Raw genomic sequence first — 15,571 nt, 5'->3', positions numbered from 1 at the left:
ATCTTCAATCCTTCTCGTGGAGGCGAACTTTGCCGGAAATATCGCCAATGGCATCGACGACGCGGTTGGAGATGACATCGCCATAGCCAAGCGCGGTCGCCAGGCCGAAACTCGCCATCGGCCCGGATGCATTCAGCGAGGAAACGCCAAGTTCGTGCAGCAGGTCGCAATAGAGCAGCACGTCCTTGGTCATCAGCTTCGAGGTGAGCCCGCCTTCCAGATAATCTCCGTCGACGATCTTCGGAAAGCGGTTGAGAGTCGCGAAGTTGACGCCGCTGCTGGCGTTCAGCACCTCGAGCAGGCGATGGAGGTCGAGGCCGGCCTTCTTGCCGGCCACCATGACCTCGGCCGTGGCGGCAAGGCTGACGGCATTGAGAAAATTGTTCAACAGCTTGGCGGTATGACCCGCGCCGCATTCTCCCATCACGATGACCTTCTTGGCGATCAGCGAAAAGACCGGCTCGAGCCGTCCGATCGCATCCGGATCGCCGCCGACCATCAGGGTAAGCGCGCCCTTTTCGGCCGCCGCCGCGCCGCCGGAAATGCCGGCATCGACATAAAAGGCACCCTTCTCAGCGAATTTCGCCGCAATCCGCCGGGTGGAGGCGGCAGACGCCGTGCTCATGTCGGCGACGATTTGTCCGGGGCGAACGTGGTCCAGCAACCCGCCCTCGCCTTCCACCACCTTCTCGATCACCGTGCTGTCGGGCAGGGAGAGAAAAATGATGTCGGTCTCTTCCATGATCTGGCGAGCGGAAGACGCCCGCTTGGCTCCGAAGCGTCCCGCGGCGGCCTCATCCATATCGAAACCCAGCACCTCGACGCCGCCCGCGACGATGCAGCGGGTCATCCGCCCGCCCATATTTCCAAGTCCGATTAACCCTACCTTGTCGATTGCCATATGTAGCGACCCTTGCTGAACCTGCTGTTTTCAAACGGTGCGACGGCCCCACCGGCCGCCGTTCCGTCCCGATGAACGAGTGACGCGAGACCTTACTCCGCCGAACCGCCCTGTTTTTCCTGCTCCGCGGACCATTCCTTCAAGACGGCGCTTGCGGTTCTGAAGGCCGCGAGCGCGGCGGGCGCGCCGCAATAGACCATGGCCTGCAGCAGCACCGCCTGGATTTCCTTGGGCGTGACGCCATTGTTGAGGGCGCCGCGGACGTGAACGGCCAACTCATGATGCTGGTTCATCGCGGTCAGCATTGCAAGGTTCAGCATGCTGCGGGTGCGGAACGGCAGCGTCTCGTCGCCCCAGACCTCTCCCCAACAGTATTCCGTCACAAGTCTTTGTGCGGGGCGGTTGAACTGATCCGCGTTTTCCCAGGACTTTTCGACATGCGGAGCGCCCAGCACCGTCTTGCGGTTCTGGAACCCCTTTTCGAACATTTCGCTTTCAGTCGGCATGACATCCAATCTCCCCCGCTTCAAGCGGTCGTCCAATTCTCAAAACACCAAAGGCAATCGCTCTTGCCCCACATACCGTCGACATAAAGCCGGGCGACGTCTTTCATTGCGCGTCCTCCGAAAGGAGGCGGTACATCTCGGTATGATCGGTCGCGGGCGAAACGCCTTCGGCAATGCGGTGCCAGGTGCTGATGCCATAGGCCCCGAAGCTCAGCGTGTAGCCGACAGATTCGGCAAGCTTGCCCGCAATCGAGAGGTCCTTGTCCATCAGCTTCAGCGAGAAACCGGAGCCAAACGTGCCGGAAAGCATGAACTGCTTGACCTTGTTTTCGGAGGTATTGCTGCGACCGCTCGAGGCGTTCAGCACGTCGGTCATGACATCTTCGGCGATGCCGAAACGCCTTGCGACCTGCAGCGCCTCGACCGTGATCATCAGCCCGCAGGCCGAGACCAGATTGTTGAGCGCCTTGGCGGCATGACCGGCGCCGGCGGGCCCGATGAACAGGATCGACTGCCCCATCGTCTCGAGCAGCGGCCGGGCGGCATCCATCTGCGCCTGGTCCCCGCCCACCAGAATTGCCAGCGTGCCGTTCTCCGCCCGCTTGACGCCGCCGGAAACAGGCGCGTCAAGATAGTGAAGCCCGCGCCCGGCAAGCGTCTCGGCGAGTTCGCGCGAGCGCACCGGTTCCGAGGAGCTCATATCGATCACCAGAGCGCCGGGCTTGAGCCGATCGGCCCAGCCCTCATCCAGCAGAACGGATTCCACGATGGATGAGTTCGGGAGCATGGTAATCAGAATGTCGAGGTCTCTTGCCGCCGTCTCCGTCAGGGGCTCGGCGGACAGCTTCGCGCAAATCTCGCCAACGCGCGCCGGGTCCGCATCCACGACAAATAATGTGTGACCGGCTTCCGCGATGCAGCCGCACATTGGCGCGCCCATCATCCCAAGCCCGATGAAGCCGACTTTTTGCATGCTCATGACGCGGTCGCCCCGCGTTTCGATGACCAGAGTTCCATTCCCGATATGCCCTCCCCGGCGAGGCTCTAGCGCAGGGCCGAAAAGTCGGTGGGCGCGAGAAAGCTGTTCTCGACCCGGGCGACGATCGGCGCGTTTCGTTCGGATTCAGCACGCGCGGTGATCCAATCAGGATCCGACTGGAAAGCGTTCCAGCGTTCTTCGCGCTCTGCCATGCTCTCCCATTTCAACAGATAGGTGAGCGCATGGTTGTCGGGGCCGACAACGGTGGTCCAGAAACCGATCTGCTCGATGCCGTACTTCTCGAAAAAGCCGAGGGTCTTGGACCGGAAACGGTCCAGAAGCGCAGGCAGGCGGGTCGGTGCGCAATAGTAAATCCGGAGTTCCACGATCATTCGGCAATCCCTTCTCTTGATTGGGTAGGAGTCTATTTTTGCTAGGACATTACGTCAATAATACAAAATCATTTCCGGCGGTTATGTCAGCCTGTTTCACAGACTGAAACTATCGGTGCTGAACGCGCTCGTCCTCATCCAGCCTCACGGCGAAGGCCGCGGTCTGCTCGCTGAACGACGGATAGCGGTTCATCACCGCGGGATCGTGTCCCGGCACAATGTGGCTGTCCCTCCCGGCGAGCTCTTTCAGGCGCTGGTAACCGACGACGGTGTCGGAAACGCTATCGCAGGTCGGAAATACCCGGCCGGTCTGGAAGTGCTGGTAAAGGTGGCTGGCGTCAGACGCGAGCACGACCGGACCGCGCTTGGTCTCCACCCGCACGCATTGCAGCCCGCGCGAGTGGCCGCCGATGTGGTGAACGGTCACGCCCGGAAAGAGTTCGCGATCGCCCAGGCAGAATGACACCTTGCCGGCATAGGTGCGCCGGACCATGTCGACGACATCGTCAACCTCGTAGGGGTGGTTGAGGAAATGATGGCACATGCAGGGGCCTGTCGCGTAGCGCATCTCGCTTTCCTGCATGTAGAAGCAGGCATTCGGAAACAGCTCGTTATTGCCGGCGTGATCGTAATGCATATGCGTGGTGATCACATGCTCGACGGCATTGAAATCCACCCCAACGGCGGTGAGCGCGGTATGGACCGGCGTGATGAGCTCACGTCCCCGCCGGGTGCCCGATTGCGCGTTGAACCCGGTATCGACAACGATTGTGCGCGCCTCGTTGCGGATCACCCAGACATAATAGTCGATCGGCATCGAGTGGTCGTGGGCATCGCCGCCGATGAAGTTCTGCGACGCCGGACGGTCGTTGCGGGCGTATTTCAGGGCCAGGATTTCGTATCTGTCGCTCATGCTGCTCTCGCTTCAACAATTCATCCCGCCGGCGCGGGAAAACGCGTCCGGCGATCACCCGACCGCCGGACGCAGGATACTACTTCTTCGGCCAGATCGGCTCGGACAAAGCCAGGTCTTCCGGGAACACGGTGACCGGCACGCCGTCCTGCCACTGGATGACGGTCAGGCTGGCGCCCTCACGGCGGCCCTTGTCGTCAAAGCTCAGCGTGCCGCCGGGATAGTATTCCGCCGGGCCGGCGTCGAGTTCGCGCAAGGCATCGCCAAGAGCGGCGCGATCGCGGCTGCAGCTCTGTTCCAGCGCTTCCTTGAAAAGCCAGATATCGCCATAGGTGGAAACGGCGTTCTGGGTCATCCACGGTTCGCCGTAGACGGTGTTCAGCCGCTCGATCAGCTCTTCCTGGCCTTTGGTGCCCCAGTTGGCCACCGCCGACATCACGCCTTCCAGCATTTCCGGCGGCATGGTGTTCAGCACCTCCGGCTCGGCGATCGCGATGCCGAACGAGATCACCGGAACCTGAACCCGGAATTCCTTCATCTTCTCCAGGATCAGCTTGCTGTCGGAAATCACGGTCGGCAGGAAGAACAGAAGGTCCGGACGCTTCTGGCGCACCTGCTGGACCAGCGAGGTGGCGTCCGCCAGCGGCGGGGTAAACACTTCCTCCAGCACCACTTCGAGCCCGACATCGTCCAGCAGACCATTGGTCATGCGCTCGACCGAGGACAGCGACGCGGCAGTATTGTCGGTGACGATCGCAACCGTCTCGGGCCGCTTGCCGGTCTGTTCCTCGGCAAGGTCCAGAATGATCGGCAGGGCAAGCTGCGCCTGCACGCCGGCCGTGGCCGAGGTCTGAAACACATTCTTGAAACCGCGATCGGTGATCTGGTCGGAATAGGACAGCGTCAGCATCGGCAGGTTGGCGCGCTCGGTCACCTCGGTCACGGCCAGGGTGAACGAACTGAGATAAGCGCCCGTACCGCCCACCAGTTCCGGATATTCGGCGACCATGCGCTGGGCGGCATTCGTGGCCTTCTCGACGGTATCGCCGGAATCGATCACGACGAGCTCCAGCGGGGCGCCGTCCAGGCAGGATATCCCGCCAGCTTTGTTGACGTCCTGCACGGCGAGCTCCGCGCCCATTTTCATCACCGTACCGGGACGGGCGTAAATGCCCGATGTCGGCGCGATCAAGCCGATCTGGATCGGCTTTTCCTGCGCCAGCGCTGAAACGCCGGCCATCGCGGCGGTGCTTGCCGCAAGGGCAAAAGCAAGACTTCTCTTCAAATGGTTGGTCATGTTTTCCTCCTCCTTTGTTCAGTTCTCATTACATTCCGAGATAGGCCTGGCGGATGCGGTCATCGGCCATCAGCGTGTCGCCGTCTCCTTCCAGAACGATGCGACCGGTTTCCAGCACGTAACCGCGATCGGCAAATTGCAGCGCCTCCGCCACGCGCTGCTCGACCAGCAGGATGGCAAGGCCGAGATCCCGCCTGATCTCCATCAGCTTCTCGAACACGAAGTCCGCGATCGACGGCGCAAGCCCCATGGACGGCTCGTCGAGCATGATCAGCTTGGGCGACGATGCGAGGCCGCGGCCGATGGCGAGCATCTGTTGCTGGCCGCCGGAAAGCGTGCCGGCATACTGTCCGGCGCGCTCCTTCAGCACCGGAAACCAGGTGTAGATTCGCTCCAGATTTGTGGCCCATTCATCCCGCCCGGCCTTGGGCACGGCGCCCATTTCGAGATTCTCCAGCACGGTCATCGAGGGAAATACCTGCCGGCCCTCAGGGACATGGGCGATTCCGAGATGGGGCCGCCGCGACGGCTCAAGGCTCGAAATGTCCTGGCCCTCGAAACTCAGCCTGCCGCCGATGGGGGTCAGCGTTCCGGAGATCGCTTTGAACAGCGTCGTTTTGCCCGCGCCGTTCGGCCCGACGACGGAGATGAACTGGCCGGCCTCGATGCTGATCGAAACGTCGTGCAGCACCGGCACGCTTGCGGAATAGCCGACGGTGAGTTTCTCAATCCTCAGCATGGGCGCTCCACTTCTTGCCGAGATAGGCCTCGATGACGTGGGGGTTCTTGGTGACTTCTTCGGGCGCTCCCTCCATGATCACCTGACCGTGGTCGAGGACCAGGAAGCGGTCGACCAGCTGCACCATAGCCTGCATCGTGTGTTCGATGATCGCCACCGTCATGCCGCTGGCGGAAAGCCGGCGGATCACCGCCACGACCTCGGCGGCCTCGTCGCGGCCGAGGCCGGCGAGCGTCTCGTCAAGAAGCAGCGTGTGCGGCTTGCCGGCAAGCGCGCGGGCCAGTTCCATCAGGCGCAGTTCTTTGGTTGTGAGTTCGCCGGCGAGCCGGTCCGAGATCGCCGACAGCCCGACCTGACGCAGGGCATCATCGGCAACCTCCGCCGCCTCGGCCTCGCTCTCGGCCCGCACATAGGCCCCGGTGCGGACATTGTCGCGCACGGTCATGCGCGTGAACGGACGCATGATCTGGAACGTGCGGCCCACCCCTGCCCGGCACAGCACATGCGGCTTGCTGCGCGCCATGTCCTTGCCGTTGACAAAAACCTGGCCGGAGGTCGGCGTCTGAAAGCCGTTCAGAAGGTTGAAAAGCGTGGTCTTTCCGGCCCCGTTCGGGCCGATGATGCCTAGGATCATGCCGCGCCGCACCTGGAAGCTGACATCCTGAACCGCCTTCAACCCGCCGAAATTCTTGGACATGTTCCGCACGTCGAGCACGATGTCGGAATCGTCGGCGGCCGGAGAGAAATCCCGCGGTTCGACAGCGGTCAGGTCCAGCGGCTGCGTCGCCGGATGCGTCTCGGGCTCGCCCTTCTTCCGGGCCTTGCCCATCCAGTCGCGCACCTTCCAGAACATCCCCTCCGGCGCAAGCGTGATCAACACCACGATGGCAACGCCATAGACCACGCCCTGAATGCCGGGCAGGATGCTGCCGAGTTCGGCATGCAGGATTTCCGCGATCGGTATCAGGAAGCCCGCGCCGATGATCGGACCCCAGAAGGTTCCGATCCCGCCGAACATGGCCACCGTCAGCGCCTGGGCGGACACCAGCATGCCGAACACGGATTGCGGCGTGATCACCAGAATGACGACGGCATAGAGCGAACCGGCCATGGCCGCGATCGCGCCGCTGACGGCGATGGCGCGAAGCTTCCAGCGCAGCGAGTCGATGCCGGCGGCTTCGGCCGCAGCCTCGTTCTGCTTGATGGCGATCAGCGCCATGCCGAAGCGGGAGGATTCGATCTTGCGGGACAGCAGCACGACGACGATCAGAAAGGCCATCGCGATCATCGTGTAGATCCGCCCGTCGGAGAACTGCATGTAGGCTGCAGGATTTTCATGCACGCGCGGCACGCTGACTTCGGGAAAACCGAGCCAGAGGAAGACGTACATGAAGGCCAGCGGATAGGCGAGCATGCTGAGCGCGAAGTAATGGCCGCGCAGGCGGAAAGTCGGAAAGCCGATCAAAAGCCCGAGCACCGCGCCGATCGCGCCCGAGGCGAAGAACATCACCCATGGCGTGATCGACCAGTAGATCTGCGCCAGCACGGTGGCGAAGGCGCCCGCGCCGAAGAAGGCGGCATGGCCAAAGGATATCAGCCCGGTATAGCCGCTCAGAATGTTCCAGCTCAGCCCGAAGGTCGCCCAGATCAGGATGAGGGTGAGCATGAGCTGGTAGTAGGAATTGGTGACGAACGCCGATAGCGCCAGATAGGCGAGCGCCGGAACGATGAAATAGAGAAGAGATTTGCTGCCTGTCTTCATCATCATGTCCGATCCACATTGCGGCCGAACAGGCCCTGCGGGCGAAGCATCACCACAAGCAGGAAGCACACGAAGATTGTCGCGTTCTGAAGCTGCGTCGGCAGAACCAGCGTCGAAAACTGCTGTACCAGACCGATGATCATCCCGCCCCAGAACGCGCCGATAATGCTGCCGATGCCGCCAAGAACGACGCCGGCATACATGATGATCACATATTCCAGGCCGACGAACGGGCTGAAGGGATAGCTGGTGGCGAGAAGTCCGCCGGCGATCGCGGTGACCGCCGTGCCGATTGCAAAGGCGATCCGGTGCGCCCGGTCGACGTCGATGCCCATGTAGGTCGCGGCTTCCGCATTATCGGCGGCCGCCCTCAGCGACTTGCCGAGGAAGCTGCGCTGGATCAGCAGCCACAGCGCAATGATGACGGCGCTGGAAACCAGCATGGCGAAGATGCGCGACTTGTTGAAGAACAGCATGATCGGCATGCTCTCGCCGAACGGCTCCAGCACCCAGGCCTCGCTTGAAAGCGGCGTGCGGATCGAAACCAGATCGGCCCCGACCAGGATCATCGCGCCGTTTTGCAGGATCAGCGCGATGCCGAGCGTGAGGATGAGCTGGGCGTAATGGCCATCGCCCTCCATCTCGATCGACTGCCGACCGGTGACCCGGCGGATCAGGAAACGGTGGATCAGCCAGCCGAACACATACATGGCAGGCGCTGCGGCGATGACGGAGAGATAGGGGCCGAGCCCGCTTCCGAACAGCGCCTGAAAGCCGAGCGCGGTGAACACGAAATAGGCGGCATACATGCCGACCATCATGAAATCGCCCTGGGCGAAGTTGATGACCCGCATGATCCCGAAGATCATCGCCAGACCGACGCACATCAGCCCGTAGATCGCGCCGAGCGACACGCCGGTGATCAAAAGCTGGAGGACGTTCTCGATGAAGAACTGGAAATCCGTCACGGGACGCCCTCCCTGCTCTTGGCCGCAGCAAGCCGGGCGACTGCGGTGAGGCTTGCGGCGTCATTGGCGGCAAGCTGATCGACAGCGCGATCGAGATCGCTTGCCTGACCGGCTCCGAGCCGCTCTGTCGCCACCTTCGAAAGCCGTTCGCGCACGACGCCGGGCGATGCCGAGCGGATATCGTCAAGCGCCTCCTCGATCACCGCGCCCGATGTCGTCTCGATCTTCACCCTTGCGCCCTGGCGCGCCGGGAATGCGTTGTTGAGCGCGTCGGAAATCGAAACCGTGGTCATCCCGATCAGTTCGGCGATGCGCGGATCGTCGAGCAGCGCATAGTTCGCCTCGGCAATCTCGCCGCGCGCAATCGCCGCCCCCATGCCGAAGAAGATGCTCATCTTCGCCTGTAGCGGCGTCTCGAAGGGGCCGCGATAGTTACAGCCCGGATAGTTCAGCGCGGCATCGTAGGTCGACAGATGGATGGACTTGATGCTGTCGCCCTCGCCCACCCGCTTGGCGGCGGCCAGCGCCACCTGGCAGGGCGACTGGGCGAAATTGCAGGCCGGCACCTCCTTGTTGAACACCGCCATGATCTCGCATTCGCCCTCGGGATAGAGGACGATTTGCGAGGGCGCCTTCTGGCGTCCGAAGGCGGCAAAAAGCCCGGCCACGCCATCAACGGCGCTCGCGGAGCCATGCGCGCCGAGTTGCGCCAGCCGAAGGGCCGTCAGCGCGTTGCGGGAGGCGAAACCGGGATGAAAATACATGTCGTCCGCGCCGCTGTGCGGCCATTCGTTAAGGCCGCCGGCGGAATTGATCGCCAGCGCCAGCGCGTTGACGGTGGTCTCTCTGTCGAGGCCGAGAAGCATCGCGCCGGCGAGCGCGCCGGAAAGCGGTCCGATAAGCCCAGTCGGGCGGAAGAGCCGCGCCATTTCGGGCGTCATCAGAACCCGGCCGACACGACCGCCGATCTCGTATCCGGCAATCGCTGCATCAAGCGGTCGTGTCTTGAGGTCCGCCGCCTCACCGGCAAGCGCCAGAAGCACCGGCCAGATTACAACGCCCATATGCGAAAGGCTGCCGGCATGCATGTCCTCGCGCACAAGCCCGTGACCGCGCACGGCATTGGCAAAGGCCGCATCTTCCGCAACAAATCCGCCAGCCTCGCCAACGATTGCGCACTCGCCGGCCCGCCCGGTGGCAAGCGCAAGGGATTGCCGGCTCCATGGCAGGTCCGCCGCTTCAATGGCGCATGACAGGAAATCGGCAAGGCAGATCACAGCCTTTTCGCGCGCGGCCTCGGGAAATTCGTTCTTCTCGAAAGCCTGATCGACCAGATCCGTCAGAACGGTTCGTGCGGTCATGAAATTTTCCCTCCCATCGGGCAAACCGCCCTGTTATTTCGTTTGCCGGCTTCGGTGCGAAGCGCCGTCACGCTCCCTTGATCGTCATGCCGCAATCCACTTTCAGGGTGACGCCGGTGATGCAGCGAGCGTCGGATGAGGCCAGAAAGGCCACGGCGCGGGCGACATCCTCCGGTTCGGCGAGGCGGCCGAGCAGCGATTTCGCCGTCCGCTCCTCCCAGCCGCTGTCGGTGATCACGGCAGACGCGCCGGGCGTGCGCACGGAACCGGGCGCCACGGCATTGACCCGGATGCCCTTGGGACCAAGCTCGGCCGCCTGCTGGCGGGTCAGCGCATCGAGTGCGCCCTTGATCGAGGTATAGACCGAGGCCGTGCCGATCGCGATCGATACCGCGATCGAGGACAGGTTGACGATGCTGGCGTTTTCGCTGTTCTTCAGAAATGGAATGGCCGCTTGCGACGCCCAGAACGTTCCCTTGAGCCCTACATCCAGCATCCGCTCGATCTTTTCGGGTGGAAAGACCTCCAGCTCGGCATAGTGGAACGCCACGGCATTGTTGACGAGGATATCCAGCCCGCCGTTTTCGGCGAAGCCTTCGATCGCAGCCACCGTTGCGGCGCGATCGGAGATGTCGCAGCGCAGGGGTACAATCCCGCCACCCTCAGCCTCGTCTGCCATCCGCTCAAGCGCGTCGCCATCGATGTCCAATGCGCCGACGGTTGCGCCGCGCGCTATCAGGTCGAGCGCGATCGCGCGTCCGAGCCCATTTCCGCCGCCCGTGACAATGGCGCGCAGTCCTTCCAGCATGAAATCACCTCCCGTTTCGCGCCGTCTCCCACCGTGCTTCAACAATCCGTAGCATATAACGACAATAATACAATATTAAAATATGACATAAAGCCTCACATTGATCACAGGCATCATCCGCGTCACCGGTTCGGCGCCAGAAAGCAGACCTCAGTGAACGGCGGCGTACATGATCTTTTCCTCGCTCGCCTCCTCCATCGAGAACTCCTCGACGATGCGGCCCTGACGCGCCACCAGGATGCGATCGGAGAGGTTGAGAACCTCAGGCAGGTATGAGGAAATCACCACCACGGCGAGGCCGTCATCGGCGAGTTTCTGGATGATCTCGTGGATCTCGGCAATCGCGCCGACATCGACGCCGCGCGTCGGCTCGTCGAAGATCACGATATTCGGATCCTGCGCCAGCGCCTTGGCAATCACCACCTTCTGCTGGTTTCCGCCCGAAAGCTCCAGCACCCGGGCATTGGGATCGATCGACTTGACCGAGAGCGCGCTTGTCCAGTGGTCGGCGAGCTGCCGCATCTTCCGCCTGCTCACGAACCACGAGCCCCCCTTGTCAGCGGCAAGCGCGCCGATATGGATACTCTCGGCAATCGACATGGTCTCGAAAATGCCCTCGACCTTGCGATCCTCGGTGACATAGGAGACACCCGCCTTCACCGCCGGCCGGGGAATCCGGTAACGCACGCCTTGCCCATCAGCCGCACGATGCCGCCGTGAAAGAAGTTTCGCTTCACAACGCCGGACACGACCTTGAAGGATTCCGTCCGGCCCGAGCCGATAAGCCCGAAAACGCCGGTAATCTGGCCCGCATAGACGGAAAACGAGGTATTGCGCACCATCCGCCCCATGGAAAGGTTCTGCACGCTCAAAACCTTCCTGCCGTAGGGCCGCGTCGGACGGTCCGCCGCCCGCTCGTAAAGCTGGCTCGACAACGTCCGCCCAACCATGGAACGGATGATCAGGTCACGGTCGAATTTCGCTGTGTCGTCGGTGATGACGTGCTGGCCGTCGCGCAGCACCGTGATCCTGTCGGAGATCGCTAGCGCCTCTTCCAGCGCATGCGAAATGAAGACGATCGAGACATTGCGCTGCTTCAACCGCTCGATGAGTTCGAAGAAATAGTGTTTTTCTTCCGGAGTCAGCGTCGCCGTCGGCTCGTCGAAAATAATCACTCTTGCGTTCTTGCGCACCGCGCGGGCAATCTCCACCATCTGCCGCTGAGCCGCGCCGAGGGTTGAGACATTGGCGGTCGGATCGACCGGAAAATTGAGCGATTGCAGGAATTGCTGCGCGGCAATGTAGAGCCCGCGCAGGCGGTTGAAGACCTGCTCGTCGCCGAGAAACAGGTTCTGCGCCACCGTCAGCGAGGGAACCAGGCTGGTTTCCTGAAACACCATGGCGATGCCATGGCGCAGCGCGTCGCCGGGCGATGAAAGGGTGATCGGCTTGCCATCCAGCAGGATCTCGCCACTGGTCGGCGCAACCGCGCCCGCGATCATCTTCGTCAACGTTGACTTGCCGGCGCCGTTTTCCCCGAGGATGGCATGAACACGCCCGGCCTCAAGTTCAATCGACACCTCGGAAATCGCGGGTACGCCCCTGTATTCCTTGGTAATATTCTTGAGCTGGAGCAAAGGCGTCATCGGACTTCTCCCGGAGGGTTCCCATGGTCAGACGCAATCGCCCCGATCAAGCCGTCGCCGCGGCTGGCGAAGGCCGTTGCGCCGTTCCATTCGCAAAGGCTGACAATGCCGTGGCGGTTTCCGTCCGCGCGGCTGTGGAAGGATTGCAGCGGCTGCAGATCGGGCCCGAGCCGCACGGCAAGCCCATAGGAACGTGTCGGCGCCCAGGGTTTGTAGATACCGTGGACCCTGACCGCGCCGCCCTGCATCGGCTCGCGAAACGACAGGCCGGAGCGCAGCGACGGCGCAATCCAGTATTCCTTCGGAAGCCCCCCCAGCATGCGGCTGCAGTAGCCGCGTTCACGAAGTACGAACTCGATAAGCTGGCTGCGCGGCGCGAACACGGCAAGCCATGCACCGCCATCGGAGCACGCCGACAGCCGGCCGGGATAACCCGGCAGGTCGTCCACCACGATCTGCGGGCGGGGTTTCGGTTTCTGAAGATCGAACCGCAACAGACGATGGTTCCAGCTTTCGGAAACCACCAGCGCGCCATCATGGACAAGCAGCCCGTTGGGGTACGCCGACCCTTCCGCGATCGCGGTCGCGGCCCCGGTTTTCAGATCGATTCTCCAGATCGATCCGCTGGAGCGCCGTTCCATCAGGTCGCGCTGCCATTCGTCCGCTTCGTTATGCGCCGAGCCGAATGCCACGAAAATCGTATGCGGTCCGTCGAAGCAGAGCGCGGTCGGGCCGGATGCGGGCAGCGAGCCGAACCGTTCGACCTGCACGCCGTCATGGGCGCCGCCGATGACCCTGATCCCCTCACCCGAAAGCCCGACGGCAAGCGCGCCGTCAGGGCTTGCGGCGAGCGCCGTCACGGCGGCGTCGAACGCCTGGATCTGCTCCGGCTCTCCTTTTGAAGCGGGCGTCAGACGGTAAAGGGCGCTGGCGCTGGAGAAGACGAGGTCATCGCCCGATACCGCGAGATTGTCAGGTTCCGCCACAGCGGCGAGCACCGGGGCCTCGTCGAGCCTCGAATTCGGACGCAAAACGCCATCCATCGAAGGCACCGTCGCGCCATCCCTGCGGATAAGCCTGCTCATAAAATTCATCATGCCCGCCCCCAGTAGCTGGTGAAGCCGGTCCAGCTCTCGTCGACGCCGTCGAGTTTCAGGCTGCCGATGCGGTTGTTGAAGATGCCGCCGATATAGAGCCGGCCCTTATGTTCGCGCATCGAGGTAATCATCGGGTGGTTTTCGCCAGCCTTGTCCCAGAGGCTTTCCAGCACCTTCCCATCCTCGCTGAAGCGCAGGATGCAGCCATTGTTGATGTTGGGATAGAGCCACTCATCGGCCGAAACTTCCTGCGCCATCCGCTTGCGGAAGCCGGGCATGCGCAGCGCCAGATCGAGCGCCGGCGAGCGCATGCCCATCACCGCCATCCAATAGGTCCCGTCGCTCGCCCGATTGATGTTGTCGGGATAGCCCGGCAGGTTTTCGACAACGGGCTCGACCTTGCCGGCCTTCGGCCCGTCGAACCAGTAGCGGCTGATACGGCAGGCCCAGCTTTCGGCAAACAGGATCGACTGGCCGTTGTGGCTGAGCGTGATACCGTTCGGGAAAGTCAGGTGGCGGGCGACCGTATGGGTCGTCTTCTTCGCCGGATCGTAACAGACGATGCGTCCGCTGGGCCTGCTTTCGAGCGCATCAGATGGCCAGCTTGCCATATCGAAACGGGTTGTCGCTTCGCTGAAGAAAATCCGCCCGTCCGGCGCAATGTCGCAGTCATCGGTCAACCGCAGGCGCGAGTCGTCGATGATCGAAAACAGCGAGCGATTGGTCTCGTCGGTCAGTTTTTCAACGCTCTTGTCCTGGTGAACGCGGTAAAGCCCCATGCCGCCAACGCAGACAACGATATTGTCCTGGGCGTCGATCGCCATGCCGAGCGGATGGCCGCCGATATGGGCGAAAACATAGGCCTCCTGGTGATCCGGCCCGTCAAGCCGCATGATATTGCCATGGCGGTCGCCGCAATAGAGATTGCCGGCGCTGTCGAAGATCACGTCTTCCGGACCGTCGAGCTGGCCAACGCCGTGAACGTCGACCGCGCCAAGCCTGTCATTGGCTGCAAACGGCGAACCCGACCCAGCCTCCGTCGAGGGCGGGGCGGGCAACCCATAATAGGTCGGCGACATGTAGACGCGCGACAGGATCTTGTCGCGGTTCTTGACCCAGCGCACATCGAAGCCGATCGCCGCGAGCAGGATCAACCCCAGCACGAACTGGCCCGCGCCGCTCTGCAGGCCAAGCTGGACCACCGCCAGGCTGACGATCTGCACGATCATTGCCCCGATGACGGCCTTGGCGACCGAACCGCGGCCGCCGCCAAGGCTGATGCCGCCGACGATCACCGCCGTCAGCGCCAGAACCTCCAGCCCGACGCCGGGATAGGAGCCGCCATTGCCGAGCCGGGCGGCGTAGAAGAATGACGATATGCCGCAGAACGCGCCGGACAGCACATAGGTGATACAGACGGTATAGGGCACGTTGATGCCGGCATTATGGGCCGACCGCCGCGACCCGCCAACCGCCATCACATGCCAGCCGAGCCGGGTGCGGCTGATGACGATATGCATCAGGGCGGCCGCGACGAGGAACAGCACGAAGCTGACCGGGATGCCGAGGATACTGCCAGCGCCGAAGAAATCCCAGATGGCGTTGTCGTAATATCCGGCGGAGATTTGCAGGGCGTATTTCAGCAGCAGCGTGTCGACGAGCGCTCTTATGCCGATCAGCATCACCAGCGTCGTCAGGAACGCCCGCAGTTTCAGCACTCCGACGAGCAGGCCGTTGATAAGCCCGACGAAGGAGCAAAGCGCCACCACGGCGACGAACACCACGCCCACCGGTAGCCCGAAAATATTGGTCAGCGCCAGGGCGAACAGATTGCCCAGCGCGAAATTGGAGCCAACGCTGAGATCGATGCCGCCGCCGAGCACAACCAGCATCATACCGAGCACGACGAAACCGAGCTCGCCGATCTGGCGGGTGCCGTCAGAGACATTCGCCGGCAGGAAGAAATTGGGAACGATGCTGCCGAAGACCACGACGATGGCGACCAGGATCGCGGCCGGCACAATGTTGTCGATCCAGCTTTTCGACAGCAACTCGCCGAAAATATGGGTCGGGATCCACTTGTGACGCCAACGCACGAACATATCCGTGACGTTTCGTTCGGCGGAACCGCTGGACGAGGATTTCGACGACTGACTGATGGTTTCCATGACGGCCTGATCTCGAAGCAATGGGAAGGTGTGC

Annotated in this window: 13 protein-coding genes and 1 pseudogene; all 14 read right to left on the bottom strand. The window is 62.4% G+C overall.

The window, feature by feature from the left end; genetic code table 11:
- Window positions 1-4: 4 nt before the first annotated feature.
- Complete coding sequence (locus tag V6765_RS00340; protein ID WP_448425498.1) at window positions 5-901, bottom strand: NAD(P)-dependent oxidoreductase; 897 nt, start codon at window positions 899-901, stop codon at window positions 5-7.
- 92 nt (window positions 902-993) lie between these two features.
- Window positions 994-1,407, bottom strand: a complete 414-nt coding sequence (locus tag V6765_RS00335) for a carboxymuconolactone decarboxylase family protein (RefSeq protein WP_448425496.1) — start codon at window positions 1,405-1,407, stop codon at window positions 994-996.
- Window positions 1,408-1,510: 103 nt separating this feature from the next.
- A complete protein-coding gene (locus V6765_RS00330) occupies window positions 1,511-2,386 on the bottom strand; it encodes an NAD(P)-dependent oxidoreductase (RefSeq protein WP_448425494.1) in 876 nt (291 codons plus the stop codon).
- A gap of 65 nt (window positions 2,387-2,451) precedes the next feature.
- The gene (locus tag V6765_RS00325) at window positions 2,452-2,778 is read right to left on the bottom strand and encodes an NIPSNAP family protein (protein WP_448425492.1); all 327 of its coding nucleotides are present in this window, start codon (window positions 2,776-2,778) and stop codon (window positions 2,452-2,454) included.
- Between the two features lie 109 nt (window positions 2,779-2,887).
- A complete protein-coding gene (locus V6765_RS00320; protein WP_448425491.1) occupies window positions 2,888-3,691 on the bottom strand; it encodes an N-acyl homoserine lactonase family protein in 804 nt (267 codons plus the stop codon).
- 79 nt (window positions 3,692-3,770) lie between these two features.
- The gene (locus V6765_RS00315; protein ID WP_448425489.1) at window positions 3,771-4,988 is read right to left on the bottom strand and encodes an ABC transporter substrate-binding protein; all 1,218 of its coding nucleotides are present in this window, start codon (window positions 4,986-4,988) and stop codon (window positions 3,771-3,773) included.
- 28 nt (window positions 4,989-5,016) lie between these two features.
- Window positions 5,017-5,727: an ABC transporter ATP-binding protein gene (locus V6765_RS00310; RefSeq protein ID WP_448425487.1), complete on the bottom strand. Its 711-nt coding sequence runs from the start codon at window positions 5,725-5,727 to the stop codon at window positions 5,017-5,019.
- Complete coding sequence (locus tag V6765_RS00305; protein WP_448425485.1) at window positions 5,714-7,489, bottom strand: branched-chain amino acid ABC transporter ATP-binding protein/permease; 1,776 nt, start codon at window positions 7,487-7,489, stop codon at window positions 5,714-5,716. The genes V6765_RS00310 and V6765_RS00305 overlap by 14 nt, the downstream gene beginning before the upstream one ends.
- A 2-nt stretch (window positions 7,490-7,491) precedes the next feature.
- A complete protein-coding gene (locus tag V6765_RS00300; RefSeq protein ID WP_448425483.1) occupies window positions 7,492-8,457 on the bottom strand; it encodes a branched-chain amino acid ABC transporter permease in 966 nt (321 codons plus the stop codon).
- On the bottom strand, window positions 8,454-9,818 hold the full coding sequence (locus tag V6765_RS00295; protein ID WP_448425482.1) for an MmgE/PrpD family protein: 1,365 nt from the start codon (window positions 9,816-9,818) through the stop codon (window positions 8,454-8,456). Before V6765_RS00295 ends, V6765_RS00300 begins: the two co-directional genes overlap by 4 nt.
- Before the next feature lie 67 nt (window positions 9,819-9,885).
- On the bottom strand, window positions 9,886-10,626 hold the full coding sequence (locus V6765_RS00290; protein WP_448425480.1) for an SDR family NAD(P)-dependent oxidoreductase: 741 nt from the start codon (window positions 10,624-10,626) through the stop codon (window positions 9,886-9,888).
- A gap of 150 nt (window positions 10,627-10,776) precedes the next feature.
- Window positions 10,777-12,272: pseudogene (locus V6765_RS00285) on the bottom strand (sugar ABC transporter ATP-binding protein).
- Window positions 12,269-13,357: a strictosidine synthase gene (locus V6765_RS00280; RefSeq protein WP_448425478.1), complete on the bottom strand. Its 1,089-nt coding sequence runs from the start codon at window positions 13,355-13,357 to the stop codon at window positions 12,269-12,271. Before V6765_RS00280 ends, V6765_RS00285 begins: the two are co-directional and overlap by 4 nt.
- Before the next feature lie 8 nt (window positions 13,358-13,365).
- Window positions 13,366-15,537, bottom strand: coding sequence for an ABC transporter permease (locus tag V6765_RS00275; RefSeq protein ID WP_448425476.1), 2,172 nt, complete (start codon window positions 15,535-15,537; stop codon window positions 13,366-13,368).
- Window positions 15,538-15,571 lie beyond the last annotated feature (34 nt).

The sequence above is a fragment of the Martelella sp. FOR1707 genome, from assembly GCF_053484265.1.
This window is presented reverse-complemented; position numbering and strand designations above follow the sequence as displayed.

Coding starts and splice junctions, on each gene's coding strand:
- V6765_RS00305 (WP_448425485.1), bottom strand. CDS start 7,489: ATGAAGACAGGCAGCAAATCTCTTCTCTATTTCATCGTTCCGGCGCTC.
- V6765_RS00275 (WP_448425476.1), bottom strand. CDS start 15,537: ATGGAAACCATCAGTCAGTCGTCGAAATCCTCGTCCAGCGGTTCCGCC.
- V6765_RS00290 (WP_448425480.1), bottom strand. CDS start 10,626: ATGCTGGAAGGACTGCGCGCCATTGTCACGGGCGGCGGAAATGGGCTC.
- V6765_RS00335 (WP_448425496.1), bottom strand. CDS start 1,407: ATGCCGACTGAAAGCGAAATGTTCGAAAAGGGGTTCCAGAACCGCAAG.
- V6765_RS00340 (WP_448425498.1), bottom strand. CDS start 901: ATGGCAATCGACAAGGTAGGGTTAATCGGACTTGGAAATATGGGCGGG.
- V6765_RS00315 (WP_448425489.1), bottom strand. CDS start 4,988: ATGACCAACCATTTGAAGAGAAGTCTTGCTTTTGCCCTTGCGGCAAGC.
- V6765_RS00295 (WP_448425482.1), bottom strand. CDS start 9,818: ATGACCGCACGAACCGTTCTGACGGATCTGGTCGATCAGGCTTTCGAG.
- V6765_RS00330 (WP_448425494.1), bottom strand. CDS start 2,386: ATGAGCATGCAAAAAGTCGGCTTCATCGGGCTTGGGATGATGGGCGCG.
- V6765_RS00310 (WP_448425487.1), bottom strand. CDS start 5,727: ATGCTGAGGATTGAGAAACTCACCGTCGGCTATTCCGCAAGCGTGCCG.
- V6765_RS00280 (WP_448425478.1), bottom strand. CDS start 13,357: ATGAGCAGGCTTATCCGCAGGGATGGCGCGACGGTGCCTTCGATGGAT.
- V6765_RS00325 (WP_448425492.1), bottom strand. CDS start 2,778: ATGATCGTGGAACTCCGGATTTACTATTGCGCACCGACCCGCCTGCCT.
- V6765_RS00320 (WP_448425491.1), bottom strand. CDS start 3,691: ATGAGCGACAGATACGAAATCCTGGCCCTGAAATACGCCCGCAACGAC.